The sequence below is a fragment of the Lentilactobacillus sp. Marseille-Q4993 genome (assembly GCF_951230165.1).
Lineage (GTDB): Bacteria > Bacillota > Bacilli > Lactobacillales > Lactobacillaceae > Lentilactobacillus.
This window is the reverse complement of the sequence record NZ_CATNVB010000021.1, coordinates 11941-35002: the sequence shown is the minus strand read 5'-3', so window position 1 is coordinate 35002 and position 23062 is coordinate 11941. Positions and strand designations below refer to the sequence as shown.

Genomic DNA, 23062 nt, shown 5'->3' with positions numbered 1-23062 from the left:
CAAGGCCCGATTTGCCATTATTTACTAATTTTATGCTATTGTATTTGGGTTTAAAAGACTAACTGCGAGGTGAGAAAATGAATATCTTCAAGAAATTGGGATGGTATTTTAAACAAGAAAGGAAAACTTATTTAGTTGGGTTACTAGGACTGCTATTTGTAGCGGCACTGACAATTATCCCACCGCGAATTATTGGGTTATTAGTTGATGGAATTCATGGTCGGACACTATCAACTAGCCAGCTAATGACGTTACTGATTATTTTATTGGTCGTTTCTTTCGGCCAGTACTTTAGTCGTTACCTTTGGCGGACAGCTATTTGGGGTGGAGCTGCCAAACTAGAAATGATTCTTCGTGGACGCCTTTTTTGGCACTATCTTCAAATGGATACGGTTTTCTTCCAAAAGTATCGGACCGGTGATTTAATGGCGCACGCTACCAATGACCTGTCAGCAATTCAGCGGGTTGCCGGTGGTGGAATTCTTCAAGCAGCAGATTCCGTGATTACCGGGGGCTCAGTGTTAATTGCAATGTCGACCATGATTGATTGGCGGTTAACGTTGATTGCGATTATCCCCTTTCCGTTACTTGCTGTTATGGCTCGGTTTCTTGGTTCAAGAATCCATGTTGCGTTTAGGAAGTCGCAGGCAGCATTTTCTCGACTGAACAACAAAGCTCAAGAGAGTATTTCTGGCGTTAAGGTAATCAAATCGCTTGGTCAGGAAAGTGAAGATACCACCGACTTTGATTCTCAAGTTGATGACACGATTAAAATCAACCGACGGGTTAACTTTCTTGATTCTTTATTTGATCCCGTTACAACAATGATTATTTCCATCTCGTATGTCGCTACAATCGTTTATGGCGGTTATTTGGTATCTACAAGTCAAATTACGATTGGTGAATTGGTTTCCTTTGTTTCTTACTTGGCAATGATGATTTGGCCAATGTTTGCCCTTGGGATGTTGTTTAATACCCTTGAAAGAGGTAACGCGTCTTATGACCGGGTTATGGACTTGTTGGCTGAGAAGAGTGCTGTAATCGATGATCCTCAAGGAGTCAGTCAGCGACCAAACGGGGAAATTGATTATCAAATTAAGAGTTTTACCTACCCAGACGATGATAAGCCGGTGCTTCAGGATGTTGATTTTACAATCAAAGCTGGTTCGACGGTGGGGTTAGTTGGAAAGGTCGGCTCTGGAAAGTCGTCGATTGCTCGACTAATTCTTCGAGAGTTTGATAACTATGATGGCCAGATTAAATTTGGTGGCACAGATATTCGCCACTACAAGATGGATGCGTTAATTCCGGCGATTGGGTACGTTCCGCAAGATACGTTCCTATTTTCTGATACGATTCGGGAAAATATTCGGTTTGCTAAACCGGATGCTACTAAGAATGAAGTTGATATCGCTGCTAAAAAAAGTGATTTATTTAACCAGATTCAGAACTTACCGGATGGATATGATACTCAAGTTGGTGAGGAAGGTATCTCGCTATCTGGTGGTCAGCGACAGCGAATTGCCATTGCCAGAGCATTGATTATTGATCCGGAGTTGTTGATATTGGATGATGCACTATCAGCGGTTGATGCTGAAACGGAAAGTGAGATTCTTGGTAATCTCCGTGAGGAACGCCGTGGCAAGACGACGCTTATTTCTGCTCATCGGTTAAGTTCAGTTATGGATGCAGATGAAATATTGGTTATGAATGAGGGTCGGATTGTTGAGCGGGGAACCCATGAAGAGTTAATGAATCAAAACGGTTGGTATAAAGAAATGTTTGATGATCAACAATTAGATACTTCAGTGAAGGGGGCAGAGTAATGGACAATTCAAAGCATCAATCAGCATGGTCGAAAAGTATCCCTGTCCATGAACAAATGCGGATTATTTGGAGATTGTTTGCATATGCCAAACCCTTTAAGTGGTACTTCTTCAGCTCGATTATCTTTGCGGCTGGATTAAGTGTTGTTAATATCGTTTTGCCTAAAATTATTCAGGTGTTTATGGATGATCACTTGCGAGTTGGCGACAAAGATATGCGGATAATGTGGTTCTTTGCCGGGCTGTATTTCTTCGGCATGCTGGTTAAGACAATCGTTCAGTTCTCCCAAACATACCTGTATGAAATGGGTTCTGAGTACATGCTTGAGGATACGAGAAAACGGTTATTTAAAAAGCTTCACACTTTAGGGATGCGCTATTTTGATCAAGTCCCAAGTGGTTCGATTTTGTCACGGTTGACTAACGATACCATGGCGTTTCAAAGTTTCTGGGAGTTGTTTGGTAACTTGATGATTACCGTATTTTCAGTGGGAACCTCATTTGTTGCTATGTATATGGCTGATAGGCAAATTGCGTTGGCACTGTTAGTGTTCATGCCGTTCTTAATGTTAGTGATCTGGTATTACCAGCGTTACAGTTCGCGAGTTTATCGGGGAATGAGAGAGAAGTTGAGTGAACTTAATGCCAAACTGGCTGAGGCGATTACGGGCATTTCAGTTATTCAACAGCTACGTCAGGAAAAGCGGATCGATAGTGAGTTTGACGAAACTAATGATCAGTACTTTAAAACCCGAAAGGCAATGATTCGGATTAATTCGTTGTTACTGAGCCCCATCATTGACTTGCTATACTCGCTGGGTGTGATATTAGCTTTGACGATGTTTGGAGTTAGAGGACTTGATAGCGTAGTTCCCGCTGGATTGATTTATGCTTTCGTTACTTATATTGATAACTTCTACAACCCAATGAGTAGGATGATGGAAAACCTGAGTTTCTTCCAAGATGGAATCGTGGCCGGCTCACGGGTGTTAAGAATCATGGACGATAAAACATATGCGCCAACTCAAAATGCTGATGAGAACGCTAAGGTTGAGTTTGGTAAGATTGAATTCAAGCACGTAACGTTTGCTTATGATGGTAAGAACCCAATCCTTAATGATATTTCATTCGTAGTCAATCCGGGCCAGACACTAGCATTGGTTGGTGAAACTGGATCCGGAAAATCATCAATTATCAACATTTTGATGCGATTCTATGAATTTCAAAGTGGAGAAATTCTGATTGATGATCGGGATATTCGAACATACCCACTCGCGGAGCTGAGACGTAAATTCGGATTGGTGCTTCAAGAACCGTTCATGTTTTATGGAACGGTGGCTTCAAATATCAGAATGTTTAATGAAAAGATTACTGATGAACAAGTTAAAGCTGCTGGTGAATTTGTTCACGCAGACCAGTTCATTTCTTCACTTGAGGATGGTTATGACTCTAAGGTGATCGAACGGGGAGCTAGTTACTCAAGTGGACAAAAGCAGCTGATATCGTTTGCCAGAACAGTTGTGACTGATCCAAAAGTGTTGATTCTTGATGAAGCGACTGCGAACATTGATACGGAAACTGAACAGTTGATTCAGAAGGGCCTGGAAAATATTTCTAAGAACCGGACCACTGTGGCGATTGCTCACAGACTGTCCACGATTCAAAATGCGGACAAGATTATCGTTTTGGAGAAGGGCCGAATCGTTGAACAGGGTGATAATGATACTCTGCTTGAAAAGCAGGGGTACTATTACGACATGATCAAACTCCAAAACACAGCACATGAAAACAGTTAGTTGTAATATGAAATAATCATATATAAAAAGGCCTCAGCGGGAAAATCTGCTGAGGCTCTTTTTGATGGGGGATTCTATTATTAACGGTTATTACAGTTATTCAATCTCGATGTGGTTGCTATCTGTGGTTCCTTCTTGCTTTGGCAACGTAATGGCGAGAACGCCATTGCTGTACTTCGCAGTAACCTTCTTGTAATCAACGTTTGGTAGTTGATAGCTTCTTGATAGCATACCATGTGATCTTTCACTTGCAATTATGCGACCATCATCATCTTTGGTTGTTTTTTCAGAACTATGGTTGATACTTAGGGATAAAACATCATTTTTATAAGCAACGTTAATATCCTTCTTATCAACACCGGGGATGTCTACCTTAACTTGATAGTCGTTATCAGTTTCCTTGATATCAGTCTTTAAGTTGTCTTGGTCGAAAAAGCTATTGTCGACGTCATTAGGGCTGAAGAACCTTCTTGATAGTTTGTCAAAGAATGGATCCATATCAAACCGATTCATTAATGCGTTAGCCATAATCTATCGATCTCCTTTGTATCTTGATTTATCTTAATTGAAAGGCCCTTTATCAACCTTTCAATTATTATATTAGCACTCTCGTTCATAGAGTGCTAATATTTACATTTTTTACTTATCCTATGGCGTTTTCATGCAGAAAGTGATAACCTTAATGCTAGGATTGTACGCACTATGCGTATTTTAACTTGGTAGGAGGATGCTCAATGGCTTCAAAAAATAAGTTATTTAGGCAAATTATTGCGACGATGTCGGCGTTTGTTTTCTTTGCGCCAATCGCCAGCAGTCCAGTGGTAGCAGCCGCTGATGCCCCAGATTCAGTACAAACTAAAAAGGCTGAAAGTAAGACCAACGTGAATAAAGTTGTAAAATCTGAAATCGTTTATTCTGAAAAAGTTCCGGTGCTTAAGGTTAGTGTAAAGCCAACTAAGCAGGACAGTTTCAAGAAAAACGATAAATTAGTTTACAAATTTAGCACTAAGAACGTTGACCTTAAGAATATGAAAGCCAGCATCGAAAAGAACCTACCTTTCAAGTACCATAAGAAAAATAACCACGAATTGGATCTTGTCTTTACCAAGGATGTTGATTCAGGTAAGTATAGCCAAGCCTTCGCCATTCCTACCAAGCGCGTTGGCAAGAAGAGCAAGATAGAAGCTAACTTCGAAAAACAAACTATTAAAATTGAGAATAATATCATCAAATCAGCTAATTTTAAGAATGAAAAGTTAAGCGATGATGATTCAAAGAATAGCGATAAGAAGAAGGATAACAAGGATAAAAAGTCCGATAATAAAAGGGATTCTAATAAGGATGATCAAAAAGAATCCGCAGATTCAAAAGACTCTAAAGGCGTTGTAACAACTTATGATTCTGAGAGTGGCGTTTACACCACGACACCTACCAAGCAATTCTTTAACGACAACGAATCAGCAGTTTCAAGTAGTTCAACGGTGACAGCAGGAACTGCATCAAGTAATTCAGCAAGCACAACAACAAACAACCAAGTAGCCCAGACAACTGGTAATTACAGTGCCCCAGCAACTAATAATGGTTACTACCAACAACCAGCTAGTCAGTCAACTTCAAGTAATGGTTCTTATAACCAACCTAATTACCAAAACAGCTCAACTCGAAAGACCAGCTCTAATGGGTATGTTAAAGCCAGTTCTTCAAAACGAGCTACATCTAATAAGCAAACTCAAGCTCCAAAAAAGGCAACTACTAACAAACCAACTAGCACTACAAATACTCCTAAGAAACCAGCTACCAGCAAACCATCAAGTACTAACAATGGTGGTTCATCGAACACAGAGCAACCAGTTGAACATGAGAACCAACCTTCAACTACTAACGACGCACAAGATACTCCAAGTACGGTTGTTTTGAATCCTGAAGATCGTATCAACCAGAATATTGCCAATAGTAGTAATTCAGATCAATCTTCAACAACCAAGACTGATAGTCAAAGTCAGTCAACTTCTTCAGAATCTAACCAAGCATCTTCAACTACTTCTACTACTGCCACAACTTCATCAACAACTAGCACTGCAAACCAAGCAGCTTAGTTTGCGAATAAAACAATGTGAAAATAAAAAGCCATCTTAACACCAAAGATAGGCGGTAAGATGGCAACTTAAAACTGTTTGAATTTTTCCACTTAATTAAAGTAAAATTCCAATGCTATAGTGAATGATCATCGTGATAATTCCAACGATAACGTTTCTGATCATTGCAGTCTTCACAAGACCATTTCCAAGCTTGGCACTTAGGAACCCAGTAATTGCAACTGACAGACAAACTGCCAGAATGGTGGCTGGCCACTTAATTAATTCTGGAGATAAGGTCATTGCTACTAGTGGGAATAAACCACCGGCAGCTGCTGAAAATAATGATGAGAAAGCTGCGTTCCAAGGATTCATGTAATGCCCAATTTTAAGGTTGTACTTCACATCAATAATTGTTTTTAGTGGTGCTTTTGCCATTAAATCTTTTGCAATCTTCAAAGAGGTTTCTTTAGTGACTCCTTGGTCCATGTAATAATCGGCAACGGTTTGAACTTGTTGATCAAAATGAGTTTCTAATAATTGCTTTTCAGTACTAACTACGGATTTTTCAGTGTCTTTCTGGGTACTTACTGATGCGTATTCGCCGGAAGCCATTGAAAAGGCACAGGCTAACAGGTCAGATAAACCAGCAATAAAAATGGTAAAGTTATTTGTTGTGGCTACAGCAACACTGAACAATACGCCGACAACGGTAAGAATACCATCATTTGACCCTAAGACTCCTGCTCTCAGAGTGTTTAATTTTTCCTCGAGCGTTTGGGATTTATCCCGTTTCTCTTGCTTACTTGCGTCCATTGGTTATCTTCCTCCAATCAAACGGCCAATCGTATATGTAACTATCATGGTTAGCAAACCGGAAACCACGTTTCTGATTACACCGCGAGTTTTATTTGAATTGCCTAAATGAGCAGCGGTAAAACCGGTAACTGAAAGAGCAACGATTACTGATAAAATTGTGGCCTGCACTCGGATAGCGGTGGCAAAGCAGGTAATAGCAACCATTGGTAAAATTGAACCTAGTGGGAATGATATCATTGATGCAATTGCGGCAGAAAATGGGTTGGTAAATTCACCCATGTTAAAGCCATATCGTTGACGAACTGTGGTGCCCAAGGCGTCTTTAGCCATCATTTCCTTTGTGGCTTGATTAGCTAGCTCTGGGTTAATATCATCACTGATCAGCTGTTCCTTTACATAATTAAATTCATCGTCGTATGAGTTTTTAAGTGCCCTTTTCTGGGTTCTAATGGCATTTTGTTGGGAATCTTTCTGGGTGTTAACTGATACCCATTCTCCCATTGCCATTGAAACCGTCCCGGCTAACATGCCCGACATTCCGGAAATAAAGATAGCGTAAGTATCTGAAGTTGCCCCGGCAACGCCCACAACGATTCCGGCCACTGATAAAATGCCATCGTTTGCCCCCATTACCGCGGCCCGCATGACGTTAATTCTTTGGGCTAAGGTTTTCTTTTTTGGCATAACTAATTTCCTTTCTAGTTTAGAATAATTATTATCTAGCGACTCTTATTATACCCGATTACCTGATTATTGCAAATCAGTTTATTTGGCGTATCATTAACGGATAGTTTAAAAGAATGGGTGAAAAAAATGGAGAATAGTACTTTAAATGTGATCAATGACCATCGAAGCGTCCGCAAATTTACGGGTGAATTATTAACTAAAGACCAAGTTGATACCTTAATTGATGCTGCGACTCATGCATCAACGTCCACTTTTTCCCAACAGTATTCAATCATTAGTGTTACTGATAGGGATAAATTGGAAGCGATTGCTAAATTAACTGGTAATAAACAGTGGATATTAAAAAGTGGTCACTTTTTCGTGATGGTGGTTGATCAGTATCGGAACCTTCAGCTCGCTAAAACTGAAAACCAGGATCCATATATCTTAAGAACCTTTGATAAGTTCTTGGCTGGTACATTTGATGTTGGAATTGCGACCGAGAATATTATGCTGGCGGCTGAAAGTATGGGTCTTGGTGGTACCGTACTAGGAAGTATTCTTAATGATAGCCAGCAGATGATTGATTTGCTAGGGTTGCCTGAATTGACGTTTCCGCTTTTGGGGATTGCGGTTGGAGTACCAGCTAGTCGACCTGATTTAAAACCAAGAATGCCACATCCAATGCAACACTTTGATAATCAGTATCAATTAGGTAAAGAGTTTGAGCATAATTTAAACGAATATAATTCACAGCTTGGCAGCTATTACCAAAGTCGGAATAGTAATCAAAGAACGGAAACATTCACTTCTCACATAGTTTCCGAATTAGCTCGGGACCGTACGTTGAGATCTGAGTTGATTCAAATGATTTCTAAGCAGGGGTTTATTGTTGACTAGAGCTATTATTAGAATTCTTTAATATAAATCAGTTGACATTTTGGCTTTCTCATATTAAATTAATACGTAATCAAGAAGTTATGAAGAGATGTTGAGGAGAAGAGTAAATCAGTTTGAAGTATTCAGAGACTGTCGCTGGTGGGAAGACAGATTTCAGCTGATTGAAAGTGCGCTCCGAGTCCAACTAAGTTAATATTTATCAATTTGAGGCGACTGGTATTTGTCGCGAAATTGGGTGGAACCACGATTTATTCGTCCCTGTTGCTTATGCAATGGGGACTTTTTTAGTTACTTTTTGAAATTTAATGAAAGGGAGATGGTAATTGATGAGCTGGCCAATTATCCAGCAAAGTCTACCAATGTTTGCCAAGGGTTTCGAGTTGACCTTGTGGTTATCGTTTATTGGAATCCTTGGTTCAATAATCGTTGGGATCGTTGTCAGTATGGTGAGATTATTCAAGATTCCAGTTCTCCATCAGCTTGCAAGTATTTACGTTGAGGTCTCTAGAAACACGCCCCTGCTGATTCAGCTATTTTTCTTGTACTACGCGTTTCCAGTTATCGGTATTAAGCTTGGCGCAGAGCTAAGCGGAATTATTGGCTTGATTTTTCTCGGAGGTAGTTACATGGCTGAGGGATTTTCGGGTGGCTTTAACGGTGTCCCTAAAAGTCAGGTTGAGTCGGGCAAGGCAATTGGCCTTAGTCGATTCCAATTGGCAAGGTTTGTGATTTTTCCTCAGGGGTTCTCGAAAAGTGTCCCGGCATTAGCTGCCAATATTATCTTCTTGATTAAGGAAACATCGATCTTCACGGTCATTGCGATTCCTGAACTTACTAATACAGCTTTGGATTTAATTGGGATGTATTACCGTTCGAATGAGTATCTGTTTGTCTTAGTGGTCGCCTATGCAATCATCTTGATTCCGTTGTCCGTTATTCTGACTTATTTAGAAAAGAGGGTTCGCTATGGCACATTCGGGAATTAATGTTTTATTAGAGGGTGACAACTTTATCCGATTGCTTGGTGGCCTCTGGGTGACAATCAAGATTGCGTTTACGTCACTAGCGTTTGGTTTAGTGCTTGGGGTCCTCCTCGGAGTCCTAAGAACATTCAAAAACAGGCTGTTGAGATTTGTTTTACGTATCTATCTCGAGTTCTTTCGGGTTGTTCCCACTGTGGTGTTACTATTCCTTTTTTACTACATCCTGCCACGCCAACTTAACTTCAATTTACCAGCAAACGAGTTGGCAACCTTTGTATTTGCCCTTTGGGTTGCCGCTGAGATGAGTGACATTGTTCGGGGAGCGTTGATTTCGGTTCCTAAACACCAACAGGAGTCAGGAAAGGCAATTGGCCTTAGTCGCTGGCAACTTTACCGTTATGTTTTGATTCCCCAAGCCTTCAGTTTGGAATTACCAGCTACGATCAACCTAGCAACTCGGGTTATTAAAACGACCTCGATTTTGATGCTGATTTCAGTGATGGATGTTATCAATATTGGGCAACAAGTAATTGAAGCAAATAACCATACGTATCCAAACGGAGTGTTCTGGGTTTACGGAATTATTTTTTTGTTTTACTTTCTGATCGACTACCCGCTTTCATGGTGGGCGAGAAGATTAGAGAAAAAAGGATTGGAGAGAGAAAATGGCTGAAGAGATTCTTAAAGTTGAAAACATGCATAAGTACTACGGAAAGAAACACGTTCTTCACGACATCAACTTTTCGGTTTCCGAAGGCGAAGTTGTTACGTTACTAGGACCTTCTGGTTCTGGAAAGAGTACTCTAATCAGGACTTTGAATGGGCTCGAAGATTATCAAGAAGGGGCAATCTTTTTTCAAGGGACAAAAATAAATCCCGACGAAAAGCACTGGCAGCAATTACGCCAAAAGATTGGCATGGTATTCCAGAGCTATGATTTGTTTCCAAATTTAAAGGTTATCGATAATATTCTGCTTGGTCCAACCAAGGTTCAGGGAAGAAATAAAGAGGAAGTAGAATCAGAAGCTCACCAACTACTCGCCCAAGTGGGGCTTGAAGAGTTTGCGAATGCTTACCCAAGGCAACTGTCTGGTGGGCAAAAGCAGCGAGTTGCCATAGTTAGAGCGTTAGCACTTCATCCAGAGTTTATGTTGTTTGATGAAGTGACGGCTTCACTTGATCCGGAGATGGTTCGCGGGGTTCTCGAAATAATCGAAAACCTAGCCAAGAACGATAATATGACAATGATTGTAGTTACTCATGAAATGAACTTTGCCCAGCAGATTGCAGACCGGGTTCTGTTCCTTGAGGATGGGAACATTCTTGAACAGACCCCTGCTGATCAATTTTTTACAGATCCGCAAACAGACCGAGCTAAAGAATTTTTAGACAGTATGGATTTCTAACATTAGGAGGAAAACAATGAATAAAACTAGTTTGAAAAAAATTATTGCCGTTGTTGGTGTCTTAGCAACCTTATTACTGGTACTTGCAGGATGCGGTTCAAGTAAAAAGTCTAGCGATAGTAATAATCCAAGTTCAGTTCAACAAATTAAGAAAAACGGAACCATCAGAATTGCCGTATTTGGTGATTTACCACCATATGGTTGGGTAAACAAGGAAGGTAAGCGAGTCGGATACGATGTTACTTTAGCTAGAAAAGTCGCTAAGGACTTAGGGGTCAAGGTAAAATTCGTTCAAGTTAATGCCAACAACCGAGTTGATGCGTTAAATTCAAACAAGGTGGACTTAGTTCTCGCCAACTTCACGGTTACTCCTGAAAGAAAGCAGGTTATTGATTTCGCTAAACCATACATGAAGGTTTCCGTTGGGGTTGTTTCACCACGGAACAAACCAATCACTAAGACAAGTCAATTAAAGGGTAAGAACTTAATTGTTACCAAGGGTACAACAGCTGAAACCTACTTCACTCAAAAGCAAAAAGGTGTGGACCTATTGAAGTTTGATTCCAAGACTCAACAGTTTAACGCCTTGAAGAATGGTCGTGGGGTTGCGCTTGCTGACGATAACTCATACCTGTACGCATGGTCAAAGAATAATCCTAAGTACACAGTTGGGATTAAGAGCATCGGGCCTAAGTCATACATTTCTCCAGCAGTTAAGAAGGGTAATAAGTCACTTCTTAAGTGGACAAATAAGGAAATTAGTAAGTTGACTAAGGATGGCTTCTTCGAAAAAGATTATAATTCTACTTTGAAACCATACTTCGGTAAGGATGTTAAACCATCGGATATTATTTTACCAATTAAATAAAAACCAAAAAAGGAATTCGGAAACCTTGGTTTCCGAATTCCTTTTTATTATGGGTTGCGATAATCATTACGGCCAAAGTACTGAAGATCAGCTAATAATGGCTTTTGATTTAATTGTTCAAGAGTGACAAAATGATAGCCCCTTTTTTTAAGGGTTTTGATAATAGTTGGAACAGCTGCAACGGAGGTTGCGTGAATATCATGCATTAAAATAATTGACCCATTGTGGGTTGTCGCCAGAACGTGGCGGGCGGTTTTTGCTGTGTTTAGATATGCCCAGTCCCTTGAATCAACGTTCCATTGAATTAATGGTCGATCGAACAAACTACCGATACGACTGTTTACTGCCCCATAAGGAGCTCTTACATACTGAGGAATGATACCTGTTGCCTTATAGATTGCAGCGTCCGTTAATGCAATTTGGTGCAATGCCTTAGTGCTAGTCAACGAAGTTAGTTGCGGATGGTTCCAAGAATGGTTTCCGATTTGGTTTCCGGATTTCACAACCATCCGGGAAACCTTTGGGTAGCGTATTACACTACTGCCAACTTCAAAGAACGTTGCAGGTACGTTGTATTTTTTAAGCGTTTTTAGTAATTTTGGTGTCAGGGTTGGACTTGGCCCATCATCAAATGTTAAAGCAACAACCTTTTTAGGGGTTTTGATTGTTTTGAACTTATACTGTTTTGGCATATAACGATTGAGGATGACCCCTTTTAGCTTACTTAGGGGAATTGAGACCCGTTTGATTTTAAACTTATTCTTGGTTAAATGCATTGTTAGCGCCTTATCACTAATCGAAAAATTAGTGGCAGTTAGATGCCTAGGCAGTGGTAAACTGGCCAGCGCTTGGACTTGTTTACCTGTTAGTTTGTGAGTTGTTGCAATTTGAGATCTTGTTAGTTGGCGGATTGTCCCCAACCGGTGAAGGTTATTATTGGTTATTTTACCAAATGTTAACCTAGTAGTTTTGGCATCCTTTGCACTTGCTGGTTGAGGTGAGCTAATAATCACTGCCCCTAAGCTCAACGTAGTTCCAATGATTAAAGCGAGTTTTGTAATCTTCATGGGAATCCCCCCTTATTTTCTTTAATTTTACTACTTAACATAAAATTTAAGTTGCTAGAGGACCGTTTTATTTAACTGTTTTTAGGCTGTTTTCCCATTAAGCCATAAAAGAACAACTGGGTCATTTCTTCAGAAATTGGTAAGTAACCATTTGCGGTCGGCCCTGGGTTACCATTTGCCTTGGCATTTGAATAATACTGAATAAACATATCAAGATATGTCATTACCGCCTGATTGGAAATTTCGGGTTTAATGAAGCCATCTCTGCGCCCGCGAGTAATTACGCCTTCCCAGAATTTCACCTTCCCATGCTGGTAAACTTGCATGGCTTCATCACTACCGAACTGTCCTTGCAAGTCTTTCATTAAAAAATCAGCAAAGTCCAGATTCATGTTTTCGGTTTCCGAATGGCTTTCAAAAATCATTTTTTTGGCTAATTCTGGGAATGATAAGCTATCATCATCAACAAACTTCTGGAATTTATCGTATCCATCGGTAACTAAATCGAGAACTACTTGGTGAGCTAAGTTTTGCTTGCTGCCAAAATACTTATATATAGTCACTTGAGAGGAATCAGCTGCCTTGGCCAAATCGGCGACGCTGGTTTGCTTATAACCTTGCTTCAAGAAAAGTTTGGTTGCAGCCCGTTTAATTTTGGTTGCCTTGCTATCTTTGATTGGAATCACCCCCAACTTTATTCACTGAAATTATAACACTAAATAATTTCATTTTTTTAACAAATGCTCTTAAAATAGCGACTTAAGCAACTGAAATATAATTTAAAAATATTTCACTTTTTGTTTGACTTTCTACAAATTCCGAATTAATATTAAGGCGAAATATCGGGGTGGGGAGGTAATTATTATGAAAAAAGATGTCGTATTATCAATTGATCATTTAAGCAAAAAATTCGGGAAATTTGAGGCTTTAAAGGACGTCTCATTTGACGTTAATAAGGGTGAAGTTTTCGGGTTCATAGGTCCAAATGGAGCTGGTAAATCCACGACGATTCGAATTTTGCTAGGAATTTTAAAAGCAAGCGGTGGCACAGCAACTGTTTTTGGGCAAGATGTTTGGAAAGATAGTGTATCGATTCATAAACGCCTGGCCTATGTACCTGGTGATGTTTATTTATGGCCTAATTTGAGTGGAGGAGAAATTATTGATCTACTCCTCAAGTTAGGTGGTGCTAAGCATTCTGCTAGAACTGATGAGCTGATTAAACAGTTCAAACTAGACCCAACTAAGAAGGCTAGGGCTTATTCAAAGGGAAACCGGCAAAAGGTTGCCTTGATTGCTGCTTTTTCTACCGATTCAGACTTCTACATTTTTGATGAGCCCACATCTGGTCTTGATCCACTTAACGAGGAAATATTCCAGCAAAACGTTTTGAAACTAAAGCAAGAAGGTAAATCGGTCTTACTTTCAAGTCATATCCTTTCAGAAGTTGAAAAAATGTGTGATCGGATTGGCATAATTCGTGAGGGCCAAATTATTGAAACTGGCTCGCTTGACGAAATGAGACATTTAACTAGAACAGTGATTAGAGTAACTACCTCAGAACAATTATCTGAATTGCATAATCAACCTGGTGTTCATGGAGTGGAATCAGGAACGAAAACCAATGAAGTTACGTTTTCAGTTGATTCGGAGTATCTGGATAACGTAATGAAGTATCTAGCTGGTAAGGGAATAACCGCTTTGCAAAGCACACCACCAACCCTTGAGGATTTGTTTATGCGCTATTACAACGCAAATGGTAAGCAAGTAAAGGAAGTGGGTAGCCATGACTAACTTATTTGCAAAAACGGGTTTTCTGGCCCGATTTTACTTTAAGAAGGATAGGAATAAACTGATAATTTGGGCGGTAGTGTTGTTGATGTTGATGGTATCAATTGCCTACAAATTTGGTGATCTTTATGGTTCCCAAAAGCAGATTCAAGCAATCATGCCAACTCTGCGCTCAAAGTCGATGGTGTCCCTATTTGGAACGCTTGGATATCCTGCTAGCCTGCATATTCAAACTGCTAATGTGTTTGCCCAGGAAATGGTTATTTTCATGGCAATTATTACTGTCATTATGAACTTTGGGTTAGCGGTTTCTGGTAGTCGTGGGCAAGAAGATAATGGTGTCATTGAGATGATTAGGGCAAAAATGGTCGGCAAGATAGCGCCACTAGCTGCATCAGCAATTGAGATCATTATAATTAATCTTATTTTGGGAGTTCTGTATGGTGCCGGAATCCAAGCTGCAAATATGGCGGAATCAGACACGAATGGCGACTGGTTGTTGGGATTATCAATGGCAGCCGTTGGAATTATGTTTGGAGTTTTCGGTCTTCTTATGGCCCAGATTGCAGATCATTCAAATAATGCTATGATTCTTAGTTACTTTGGGTTTGCGATTGCCTACGTAGTTCGAATGGCCACGGATGTTACTAACCCTGATTATACATGGTGGTCACCAATTGGCTGGCTTGAAAAGACATCACCGTATCATGGTAATAACTGGTTGCCAGTAGTATGGATGATTGTCCTAACAATAATCTTATTGGGGTTGACCTTTTATCTTAATTTGCATCGAGATTTGGGTAGTGGGATTATTAGTTCGCGACCAGGTCGCCAACGAGCATCTGCTACCTTGATGGGTCCTGTAACTCTCTTGATGCGACTTGAGCGGACAACTATTATCGCTTGGATTCTTGGTAGTTTGATGCTTGGAGCATCATATGGGTCAATCTACAATTCAATTGGTGATATTTTGAAAACTAATCCTACAATGCAACAAGTATTTGGCAAGGCGGCAGTGGATTCTGCGAACCAGGGATTAGTGCTTAACTTTTCGGCGACAATTGCAATTGTTATCGCTGTAGTAGCAACTATACCAGCGATTCAAATCATGCTCAAATTAAAATCAGATGAGTCAAAGGGATGGCTTGAATTAATTAATTCTAAACCAGTATCGCGAATTAAAATGGTTTGCAGTTACTCTGCAGTTGCAATGGTCACTGGAATCATAACTTGGTTAGTTGGCATTGGCACGTTATTTTTAGTGGGTAATTCCACTTTGAAATCAAGTCAACAAATTGATGGCGCCAAAATATTGGCCACAATTTGGACTTATATTCCCGCAATCTTAGTAATGATGGCAATTGCAATGCTTATTATTGGCTGGCTTCCTAGGTTCGCCTCTTTTGTCTGGCTATACACGGCTGCTGGATTTGTAATTATGTATATGGGTGGTTTGTTAAAACTACCTGACTGGACGAAGAACGTTATTCCGTTTGGCTGGGTCAACAAGGTCCCCGTAAAAAATATTGATTGGTCAGTCTTTACATGGATGCTAGTATTATTTGTTGGGCTAATGATCATCGGTTGGATTGGTTATCGAAAACGGGATTTTCAGACTGACTAAACTGACTTAAAAGTAAAAAGAGGTTCCTTCGATAGAAGGAGCCTCTTTCAGTTTGCGATTATTATTTAACTGATTCCAAGTATGTCCAGCCGTTTTTATCCAGCAAGTCATCAATTGAAGTGCCGTAAATGCGGCTCAACTCAATCAGGTTGCCAATCTCTGGCTTTGCCCGGTTATTTTCCCACCGTGATACAGACTGCCGGGAAATTGATAATTTATGAGCAACTTGCTCTTGTGAAAAGCCTGAGTGAATTCTGGCGGATCTTAATTTTTCTGCTAAGTTTTTCGTAGGTAGTCACTCCTTTGACCTAATCCGTGTAACTTTGTTTTAGCTTACATACTATTAAACCGCCAAGGAGTGAAGAAATCTTGCCCAATTATGAAATTTTTAGTGAATGTTTTGTGAACGTTGAGCCTGTTTTTTGTGGAAAAGGACATAAATTAACGAATAATAGAAGCCAGCGAACGCAAAATTAACCATACAGTCGATTAATAGGGTCCTAGTTGAGAAATGAATTCCGATAACAAAAGTTGATAATACGAGTAGGACTGCGACTATTTTCATTACTCTAAATATAGTTAAAATTGAATTTTGGGGGTTATTTGCTGTCATATCTATCCTTTACTCCTTATGTCATTTTAATTATAAATTATCACGAAAGTGACTTTCTGAAAAGCAACCAACGGTTTACATAGCGATTTTTAAGGGTTCTTAGATTAAAATACAATGATAAGAAATGTTGGCGTGAAAGGGATTAGCCGTTTTTTCATAAACTGTCTTTTATTCATTAATAATTGTTGTAATATAGTTAGGTAAGCTTTTTTAAGGAGGTTTGGTTAACGCCATGACAAAGAAACAGATTGTCATCGTTACGGCAGCATTGTTGCTGTCTAACGCAATGGGAGGGCTGGATAATACGATTATTAACACAGCTCTTCCCGCCATTATTTCAGATCTCCATGGGATTGAATATATTGGTTGGATTGTCGCCGTCTTTCTATTGGGAACGGCAATTAGTACACCATTATGGAGTAAGTTTGGTGAGTACGCCGGTAATAAACGAAGTTATCAATTATCGGCCCTTTTGTTCGTTATTGGTTCGTTTTTATCTGGATTCGCTCCCAATATGATTTTTTTGATTGCGGCCAGAGCACTGATGGGGATTGGTAATGGGGGAATGGTCTCAATTCCTTACATTATCTATTCAAAAATTTACCCTAATCCTCGAAAACGGATGAAGGTTCTCGGTTTTGTCTCTGCTAGTTATAGTATGGCAACGATTATTGGCCCGCTAGTTGGAGGCTATCTGGTCGACACTTTTAGCTGGCACTGGGTATTTTATATTAGCGTTCCGGTTGGGCTAGTTTCTGTTATATTTGTTCAGATTTATTATAAGGCTAGCAAACTGGTTAAAAAGACCACCCCGGTTGATTATAAGGGCGCGATTCTGATGACTCTGGGGTTGATTTTCCTACTATCCGGAATTGAGATGATTGGAACCGTTAATATCATTTTGGTAGGACTAGTATTAATAATTGCCGTGGCACTGATTGTCGCAATGATAAAGGTAGAATCTCAAGTCGATGATCCGATTATCCCCAACCGGCTATTTAAGAATCGGCCATTAGTTATTGATTTTCTCTTATTTAGTTTAATCTGGGGAGCATTTCTTGGTTTCCTTATCTACAGTCCAATGTGGGCTCAGGGATTACTGGGGACGACAGCATTGATTGGTGGAGCTACGCAAATTCCTGGATCAGTCACGGATTTTATTGGGGCGGGTTCGGTTGCCTCGATGAGACGGTTTATTACGCCTCAGAAAGTCATCAATATTGGTATCTGGACGTTGGTTATCTCGTTTGTGGTAATGGTCGTTGCCGGGAAACAAGCCCCTTACTGGGTGATTCTAGTTGCAGCAGCATTTGAAGGCTTTGGTAATGGGGTTTGTTTTAATGAACTTCAAGTTAAGGTTCAGCAGGACGCTGCGAGTGAAGACGTTCCCGTGGCAACTTCGTTTAGTTTCTTAATTCGGATGCTTAGCCAGACGTTCATGGCATCGATTTTTGGAATTATTTTGAATAATAGTTTGGCAAATGGGGTTGCTGATTCAGCTGGCAAAATTACAATGAAGATGATGAACAAGTTGTCGGATGCCTCCTCTTCTGGTAATCTACCGGCTAACTTGTTACCCCAAATGAGAACAATCTTACACAACGGTTTGCATAACATTATGCTAGTTGCACTAGCACTAATGGTAATCGCGCTGGGAATCAATATCTACGCTCAACAACTTGAAAAAATTAAGATGAAAAAGCAAGCAGGGGAATCGATTAGGAATAAAGTTTCACAGTTTGAAAATTAGAACAATAGATTGGCACAGCAAAAAAATGTATCCTTAATTTCAGCTACAAGCTAACTGTAAGATGGAAACTGCAAATCAAAAGGTTTGTGGTTTTTTTAGTCTTAGTTTAAGCAAATCTATACAGATAAATGTTATTGTGTTATAACTATGGTAATTTAGGTGTTTTCTAATGACACCTCTAATTCAAAATTGGTATTAAACCTTGTTAGGAGTGGTGAAAATGGACAAAGTTATCAATAGGTATAAGTTCATTAACAGGTATAGTATAACGATAATCTTCACCGGTTTAGCGGTTATGAGTATGATTACAGGTTATCAACACTACCGAGAAGTTTTAATTTTTATTCTTTGGAATTTAGTAACCTCTTTTGGTAATGAGTACTTAGTGAATGCCAGGTTTATAGACAAACCAGAGTACCCCAAGGTTAAAGCAATTTTAGCCTTAGTCCAGCTAGTTTTATTGTTAGTTGCTTTCTTCGTCCTTAGTGAATTCATAGCTTAAGCTAGCGATGATAGTTTTAAAACAATAGCGAACTTAACATTATGCTATCCATTTGAATAAAGTAAAAAAGCCGCGACAATTTCAAGAAAATGAAGTTGTTACGGCTTTTTTTGATGAATAGTTATATTATCTATCCTTATTTTGCTTCGCTTAACGATGAATCCTTAAAGGTCTTTAATTCTACTGATGATGTTGCCAATGTGTTTTCCGTGATTGGGTTAGCCTTAAAGCTGACTTTATCACCCTCGTTTATAAATGAGAACATTGGTTTGAAGTCATCACTCTTAGTATCAATCTTGTAAACTTGAGGATCATTTTTTAGAATGAACAGAATTTGGTTTTCGCTAGTCCGAACCACTCTGTATACTTCACCCTTAACCGATTTTTCAGACTTGGTATTGATGGTTTCCGGTGCCTTGCCATTTACTCTCTGGTTGAAGAGTGCAAGGGTTGCCTTGGCATCATCACCAACCGCATAGGTTCCTGATTGGTTGTTGCCGTCAGCTTTCAAGTAAACAAACTTCATGAATGAGTTATTATCCCGATCAAGCATTGAAACGACCCAGGTTGGATCATTATTGATCCGGTAGAGAAGAGGTAACGTTCCCTTGTAGTTTTGAGGATTGATATCCTGTTGGGCGTATGAAATTGCCCGTTCAGGAGTCATAACGTTCCCGTGCTCCTTGTAATAGTGAAGGGTGTTCGTTCTGGCATCAACGAAGGTGTAACCAAGAATTGAACTCTGGTGGGAATTAATACTGGTCATTCCAGTGAAGTAGTAAACCCGTCCTTTATAGGCATATGGGGTGAGGGTGTCGCCACCTTCAGTTCCAGCTTCAGTCGGTTTCATAACATCGCTATGACCACCAAAACTTGTGGCGTTCCAGAATCCGTGACGGTACTTACCGAACGCAGAAACTTCCTTAGCTACGAAGTCTGGTGAAACTGAGATATCCACGAACTTTGGTACCTTGGTTGGTGAATAAACGGAAACCTTACCCGTAATTGTGTTCAAAACGGCAACCTTATAGTTGCGGTAGTCATAGTTCCGGTTAAAGTAAGAGATTGGTTTGACAAGCGTTCTAACGTAGTATGGAGTTCCCTTATCGTCGACTTCAAGCTGAGAAGTATTGCCGACCATTGAGTAACCAAGGGTGTGAGCGCTGATCCGCCTATCAGCATCATTATTGAAATACGCACTAGGCGTGTACTTCATTGGTTTGCTAATGAACTTAGGATCTGCATTCTTGTCGGTTGCGTTAGTCATAAAGTAACCGGGAACCTTTTGGTAGTGGATGTACCGCCAAAAACCACCCGAAAATTCAACGGGAGCCACATAAACCATCTTGTTCTTGTACATTTGAACCCGCATGTGGTTGAGATCATACACGTTTGAGTTTTTGAAACTGTTTAATGAGTTGTTCATATCAGTTGAAACGGTTTGAGGGGCGTTAACAACTGGACTCTCATCGCCTCCCTTGATAACTGGCATTGGGGCTGACTTAGTATCATTGTTAAGGTCAGTTTTGATTGAATTCACTGATGGTAGTGGGTTCAATTGGGTAATTAGGCCGGTGACTCCTGAAAGAAGGAACATGATAACCACCGCAATAACAGCGACTGCAGCCACTTTACCGGTGATCCCAATGGTATCAGTAAGTTGGTTAAATAACTGCCCTAAAACCCCAGTTCGTTTGGAGCTACTCTCTTTAACGGTGGTTGTATAGAGTAGTCGTTTGAGAGCCCAAACCGCAATCATTCCACCAATGAACCAGAACAGCCACCCGTCGATCAGTGATGGGTAAGCAAGGTCAGGTAGGTTGAAGTAGGTATTGATATAGCTAACGATGAACAGAAGGACAACGATTGCGGTGCTGATGGCTCGACCCTTGCGGTCAGAAATAAATAAGAACCATAAGTATGGAATTAGTAACCCAGATAATTTAACGAGCGCAATTAGAGCAAAATATAGTAGCATTTATAAACTCCTTTGATTGAATAAATTGAATACAATAGTTAGTTAAGCTGTGAAACCTGCTTTCCCCAAAACAGGACGAATGCATTAGAGCCCAAATGAGTTCCGACAACCGGGCCAATTTGACCAATCTGGTAACTCGCATTTGGATATTTATTAGCTAAATCTGATTGCCATTCCTCAACGGCAGCTAGATTGTTGGTACCAGTAACCATAACATGTAACGGAAACTCGGATGCTTGATAAGCAGCTGCAAATTTAGACTCGATATCTTTCTTTGCCTTTTTCATGGTCCGAATCTTATCTACAGCCACAATCTGATGGTTTTCGTTTAGTGACAAAACCGGTTTGATCTTAAGAATCCCGCCTGCAAACGCAGCAGCATTTGTAAGTCGGCCACCATGGACCAAATTTTTCAAATCATCGACAACAAAGTATTCGTCAAAGGATGATCTGATTTCGGAAACCTTATCAGTGATAGTTGCGACTGATTTGCCTTGGTTAGCAAGAAGGGATGCATATCTAACTAAATAGCCCATTGGTTCGACTGTAATGTAAGAATCATAGACAGTCACTTCAGCTTTATCATAATTATCAGTGGCCATCTTCAGATTGTTCACAAAACCGGTAATTCCTGCGGTTAAATGGATACTGATGATTTTGGTGTAGCCCTTGGCAACCAATTCGTCGTACTTTAGAATCATTTGCTGTGGAGTTGGTGGGGCCGTTGTTGGCAATTTGCTTAGGTGGGATAGTTGACTGTAAAAATCCTCGTTGGTGATGTCAATGCCTTCCTGATAGCTGTGGCCGTTAATGGTAACGGAAATTGGGACTACGTAAACGTTATCCATTTCGGTCACCTGTTGATCAGTTAGGCCGGCTGTGCTATCGGTGACAATTGCAATTTTTTCCATAAAACCGTCCTTCTTCGCATAATATCAAGGAAAGTATAACACATTAAGGAACAGGTCGTTGACGATTTCTTATGAAAAGATTATGAAAAGCGCGACATTTTTTTGGAAAAATTTTCATTTTTATATTGACATTCGATTATTATGATGGTTTAATTGCAACAATCTCATAATTTTAATGCTATTTTAATTTTATTCGAATCGAGGTAATGCGTATGAGTAATGCTGTTAGTGAACCAGAAGAAAAACACACAGTTAAGGAATATGTCTATTTAGTATCTGCAGGGGTGTCAAACGCCGTGTTAGTCATGTTAGGAATTGGTTTGTTAACTCAAGCTATTGCTAATTTCGTGCATTGGCCTCAATTACATCAAGTGGGTGCAATCGCTCAATGGTTATTGGCGCCAGCTTTCGGAGCAGCCGTCGCATCACAGTTGAAAACAAATACTTTGGTATTATTCTCATCAATGATTTCCGCAACAGTGGGTGCAAACGCGGTTTACTTCACTCAATCAGCTGTCCACGCAAATACTGCAACCGGAAACCAAATGGCTGAGGCCGCTTCGTCTGGAATTTTCACCACAGGACAACCAATCAGTGCGGTTGCTGCTGGATTAGTTGCTGCTTTGGTTGGTAAGTACCTTACGGGTAAAACACCACTTGATATGATGTTAGTACCTTTGGCAGCTACTCTTGTGGGTTCAATCGTTGGATTAGGGTTAGCTAGTGTTACCACTCCAGCTTTGAACTGGTTGAGTGCTTTCATTGCCCAATCAATGCAAGTTAATCCATTGATTGGTTCAGTTGTAATCTCACTTGCATGGTCATTATTCCTAATGACGCCCGCATCATCGGCGGCTCTTGCGGTTGCGATTATGCTTGATCCATTATCATCAGGTGCTGCATTGATTGGAACTACTGCTCAGTTTGTTGGATTTACAATCATTTCATGGAGACAAAATGATCTTGGTGCAAACATTGCTCAAGGAATCATTACTCCTAAGGTTCAATTCCCTAACTTGTTGGCCAATCCACGGTTAGCTATTCCAACCTTCACTGCTGCTGCAATTGCAGCCCCAATCGCCACCCTATTCTTTAACTTCAAGGTTAGTTACACGCTTGGTGGGCTTGGATTGAACTCATTAATTGCCCCAATTACATTGGCTTCAACTGATTTGAATATGCTGGTTGCGTATATCGTAATGGGTATCGTAGTTCCAGCTATCATCTCAATCGTTGTATATAGGTTGTTGTTGGCACTTCACTGGGTTACAAACCAACAGTTGCATTTGGAAATCGTTTAGATTTAATTTGACATAGTAAGAAATTTTAAAAACACATAGTAAAAGAGGCAATCAGGGTTTCTGATTGCCTTTTTTGTCATTAAAGATTATTTTTGTAAACTTAATCGCAATCCACAAAAACAGAATCGCAAACCCAATTGAGATTATGATTAGTAACCAGTTTCTCGCTGGGAATGCCGTGGTTAA

20 protein-coding genes and 1 pseudogene are annotated in these 23062 nt (G+C 40.0%); 13 read left to right on the top strand and 8 right to left on the bottom strand.

What is annotated here, in order from left to right:
* The first annotated feature begins 77 nt into the window (after positions 1 to 77).
* Positions 78 to 1826 (top strand): ABC transporter ATP-binding protein, encoded by a 1749-nt coding sequence (locus QOW94_RS07515; protein WP_283679741.1) that lies wholly within the window; start codon positions 78 to 80, stop codon positions 1824 to 1826.
* Complete coding sequence (locus QOW94_RS07510) at positions 1826 to 3622, top strand: ABC transporter ATP-binding protein (RefSeq protein ID WP_283679740.1); 1797 nt, start codon at positions 1826 to 1828, stop codon at positions 3620 to 3622. The genes QOW94_RS07515 and QOW94_RS07510 overlap by 1 nt, the downstream gene beginning before the upstream one ends.
* A 96-nt stretch (positions 3623 to 3718) precedes the next feature.
* Here QOW94_RS07510 and QOW94_RS07505 read toward each other — a convergent pair whose 3' ends face one another.
* Positions 3719 to 4150 carry an Hsp20/alpha crystallin family protein gene (locus QOW94_RS07505; protein ID WP_283679739.1) on the bottom strand — a complete coding sequence of 144 codons (432 nt, stop codon included), beginning with the start codon at positions 4148 to 4150 and terminating at the stop codon, positions 3719 to 3721.
* Positions 4151 to 4356: 206 nt separating this feature from the next.
* Between QOW94_RS07505 and QOW94_RS07500 the strand changes: the two genes are divergently transcribed.
* Positions 4357 to 5718: a hypothetical protein gene (locus QOW94_RS07500; RefSeq protein WP_283679738.1), complete on the top strand. Its 1362-nt coding sequence runs from the start codon at positions 4357 to 4359 to the stop codon at positions 5716 to 5718.
* A 96-nt stretch (positions 5719 to 5814) separates the two neighbouring features.
* On the opposite strand, the gene QOW94_RS07495 is transcribed toward QOW94_RS07500, so the two are convergent.
* Together QOW94_RS07495 and QOW94_RS07490 are read right to left on the bottom strand one after the other, a co-directional pair.
* Positions 5815 to 6513, bottom strand: coding sequence for a VIT1/CCC1 transporter family protein (locus QOW94_RS07495; RefSeq protein WP_283679737.1), 699 nt, complete (start codon positions 6511 to 6513; stop codon positions 5815 to 5817).
* 3 nt (positions 6514 to 6516) lie between these two features.
* A complete protein-coding gene (locus tag QOW94_RS07490; protein ID WP_283679736.1) occupies positions 6517 to 7200 on the bottom strand; it encodes a VIT1/CCC1 transporter family protein in 684 nt (227 codons plus the stop codon).
* Positions 7201 to 7329: 129 nt separating this feature from the next.
* Here QOW94_RS07490 and QOW94_RS07485 point away from each other — a divergent pair, with 129 nt between their 5' ends.
* The 5 genes from QOW94_RS07485 to QOW94_RS07465 all read left to right on the top strand — a co-directional run bounded on the left by QOW94_RS07485 (position 7330) and on the right by QOW94_RS07465 (position 11339).
* Positions 7330 to 8082, top strand: a complete 753-nt coding sequence (locus tag QOW94_RS07485) for an NADPH-dependent oxidoreductase (protein ID WP_283679735.1) — start codon at positions 7330 to 7332, stop codon at positions 8080 to 8082.
* Positions 8083 to 8408: 326 nt separating this feature from the next.
* Positions 8409 to 9068 carry an amino acid ABC transporter permease gene (locus QOW94_RS07480; RefSeq protein ID WP_283679733.1) on the top strand — a complete coding sequence of 220 codons (660 nt, stop codon included), beginning with the start codon at positions 8409 to 8411 and terminating at the stop codon, positions 9066 to 9068.
* Positions 9049 to 9738 (top strand): amino acid ABC transporter permease, encoded by a 690-nt coding sequence (locus QOW94_RS07475; protein ID WP_283679732.1) that lies wholly within the window; start codon positions 9049 to 9051, stop codon positions 9736 to 9738. Before QOW94_RS07480 ends, QOW94_RS07475 begins: the two co-directional genes overlap by 20 nt.
* A complete protein-coding gene (locus QOW94_RS07470) occupies positions 9731 to 10471 on the top strand; it encodes an amino acid ABC transporter ATP-binding protein (RefSeq protein ID WP_283679731.1) in 741 nt (246 codons plus the stop codon). The genes QOW94_RS07475 and QOW94_RS07470 overlap by 8 nt, the downstream gene beginning before the upstream one ends.
* Positions 10472 to 10487: 16 nt before the next feature.
* Positions 10488 to 11339 carry a transporter substrate-binding domain-containing protein gene (locus tag QOW94_RS07465; RefSeq protein ID WP_283679730.1) on the top strand — a complete coding sequence of 284 codons (852 nt, stop codon included), beginning with the start codon at positions 10488 to 10490 and terminating at the stop codon, positions 11337 to 11339.
* A gap of 47 nt (positions 11340 to 11386) precedes the next feature.
* Here the strand turns inward: QOW94_RS07465 and QOW94_RS07460 are convergent, their stop codons facing one another.
* Positions 11387 to 12406, bottom strand: coding sequence for a polysaccharide deacetylase family protein (locus QOW94_RS07460; RefSeq protein WP_283679729.1), 1020 nt, complete (start codon positions 12404 to 12406; stop codon positions 11387 to 11389).
* A 71-nt stretch (positions 12407 to 12477) separates the two neighbouring features.
* Entirely contained in the window at positions 12478 to 13092 is a 615-nt protein-coding gene (locus QOW94_RS07455; RefSeq protein WP_283679728.1) for a TetR/AcrR family transcriptional regulator, read from the bottom strand.
* A gap of 178 nt (positions 13093 to 13270) precedes the next feature.
* On the opposite strand from QOW94_RS07455, the gene QOW94_RS07450 reads away from it, so the two are divergent.
* Both QOW94_RS07450 and QOW94_RS07445 read left to right on the top strand, forming a co-directional pair.
* A complete protein-coding gene (locus QOW94_RS07450; RefSeq protein WP_283679727.1) occupies positions 13271 to 14200 on the top strand; it encodes an ABC transporter ATP-binding protein in 930 nt (309 codons plus the stop codon).
* Entirely contained in the window at positions 14193 to 15821 is a 1629-nt protein-coding gene (locus QOW94_RS07445; RefSeq protein ID WP_283679726.1) for an ABC transporter permease, read from the top strand. The genes QOW94_RS07450 and QOW94_RS07445 overlap by 8 nt, the downstream gene beginning before the upstream one ends.
* A 61-nt stretch (positions 15822 to 15882) precedes the next feature.
* Here the strand turns inward: QOW94_RS07445 and QOW94_RS07440 are convergent.
* A pseudogene (locus QOW94_RS07440) lies at positions 15883 to 16089 on the bottom strand (helix-turn-helix transcriptional regulator); the annotation flags it as partial.
* Positions 16090 to 16666: 577 nt separating this feature from the next.
* On the opposite strand from QOW94_RS07440, the gene QOW94_RS07435 reads away from it, so the two are divergent.
* Positions 16667 to 18184 (top strand): MFS transporter, encoded by a 1518-nt coding sequence (locus tag QOW94_RS07435; RefSeq protein WP_283679725.1) that lies wholly within the window; start codon positions 16667 to 16669, stop codon positions 18182 to 18184.
* Positions 18185 to 18404: 220 nt separating this feature from the next.
* Positions 18405 to 18686 (top strand): hypothetical protein, encoded by a 282-nt coding sequence (locus QOW94_RS07430; protein ID WP_283679724.1) that lies wholly within the window; start codon positions 18405 to 18407, stop codon positions 18684 to 18686.
* Between the two features lie 136 nt (positions 18687 to 18822).
* Here the strand turns inward: QOW94_RS07430 and QOW94_RS07425 are convergent, their stop codons facing one another.
* Both QOW94_RS07425 and QOW94_RS07420 read right to left on the bottom strand, forming a co-directional pair.
* Positions 18823 to 20664, bottom strand: a complete 1842-nt coding sequence (locus tag QOW94_RS07425; protein WP_283679723.1) for a hypothetical protein — start codon at positions 20662 to 20664, stop codon at positions 18823 to 18825.
* Positions 20665 to 20702: 38 nt separating this feature from the next.
* Positions 20703 to 21575, bottom strand: coding sequence for a DegV family protein (locus QOW94_RS07420; protein ID WP_283679721.1), 873 nt, complete (start codon positions 21573 to 21575; stop codon positions 20703 to 20705).
* A gap of 212 nt (positions 21576 to 21787) precedes the next feature.
* Here QOW94_RS07420 and QOW94_RS07415 point away from each other — a divergent pair, with 212 nt between their 5' ends.
* Entirely contained in the window at positions 21788 to 22876 is a 1089-nt protein-coding gene (locus QOW94_RS07415) for a PTS sugar transporter subunit IIC (RefSeq protein WP_283679720.1), read from the top strand.
* Positions 22877 to 23062 lie beyond the last annotated feature (186 nt).

Bases quoted from the DNA above. Each gene is read 5' to 3' on its own strand.
- QOW94_RS07415 (WP_283679720.1), top strand. From the start codon at position 21,788: ATGAGTAATGCTGTTAGTGAACCAGAAGAAAAACACACAGTTAAGGAA.
- QOW94_RS07485 (WP_283679735.1), top strand. From the start codon at position 7,330: ATGGAGAATAGTACTTTAAATGTGATCAATGACCATCGAAGCGTCCGC.
- QOW94_RS07430 (WP_283679724.1), top strand. From the start codon at position 18,405: ATGGACAAAGTTATCAATAGGTATAAGTTCATTAACAGGTATAGTATA.
- QOW94_RS07460 (WP_283679729.1), bottom strand. From the start codon at position 12,406: ATGAAGATTACAAAACTCGCTTTAATCATTGGAACTACGTTGAGCTTA.
- QOW94_RS07435 (WP_283679725.1), top strand. From the start codon at position 16,667: ATGACAAAGAAACAGATTGTCATCGTTACGGCAGCATTGTTGCTGTCT.
- QOW94_RS07510 (WP_283679740.1), top strand. From the start codon at position 1,826: ATGGACAATTCAAAGCATCAATCAGCATGGTCGAAAAGTATCCCTGTC.
- QOW94_RS07450 (WP_283679727.1), top strand. From the start codon at position 13,271: ATGAAAAAAGATGTCGTATTATCAATTGATCATTTAAGCAAAAAATTC.
- QOW94_RS07425 (WP_283679723.1), bottom strand. From the start codon at position 20,664: ATGCTACTATATTTTGCTCTAATTGCGCTCGTTAAATTATCTGGGTTA.
- QOW94_RS07515 (WP_283679741.1), top strand. From the start codon at position 78: ATGAATATCTTCAAGAAATTGGGATGGTATTTTAAACAAGAAAGGAAA.
- QOW94_RS07445 (WP_283679726.1), top strand. From the start codon at position 14,193: ATGACTAACTTATTTGCAAAAACGGGTTTTCTGGCCCGATTTTACTTT.
- QOW94_RS07505 (WP_283679739.1), bottom strand. From the start codon at position 4,150: ATGGCTAACGCATTAATGAATCGGTTTGATATGGATCCATTCTTTGAC.
- QOW94_RS07490 (WP_283679736.1), bottom strand. From the start codon at position 7,200: ATGCCAAAAAAGAAAACCTTAGCCCAAAGAATTAACGTCATGCGGGCC.
- QOW94_RS07495 (WP_283679737.1), bottom strand. From the start codon at position 6,513: ATGGACGCAAGTAAGCAAGAGAAACGGGATAAATCCCAAACGCTCGAG.
- QOW94_RS07480 (WP_283679733.1), top strand. From the start codon at position 8,409: ATGAGCTGGCCAATTATCCAGCAAAGTCTACCAATGTTTGCCAAGGGT.
- QOW94_RS07465 (WP_283679730.1), top strand. From the start codon at position 10,488: ATGAATAAAACTAGTTTGAAAAAAATTATTGCCGTTGTTGGTGTCTTA.
- QOW94_RS07420 (WP_283679721.1), bottom strand. From the start codon at position 21,575: ATGGAAAAAATTGCAATTGTCACCGATAGCACAGCCGGCCTAACTGAT.
- QOW94_RS07500 (WP_283679738.1), top strand. From the start codon at position 4,357: ATGGCTTCAAAAAATAAGTTATTTAGGCAAATTATTGCGACGATGTCG.
- QOW94_RS07475 (WP_283679732.1), top strand. From the start codon at position 9,049: ATGGCACATTCGGGAATTAATGTTTTATTAGAGGGTGACAACTTTATC.
- QOW94_RS07470 (WP_283679731.1), top strand. From the start codon at position 9,731: ATGGCTGAAGAGATTCTTAAAGTTGAAAACATGCATAAGTACTACGGA.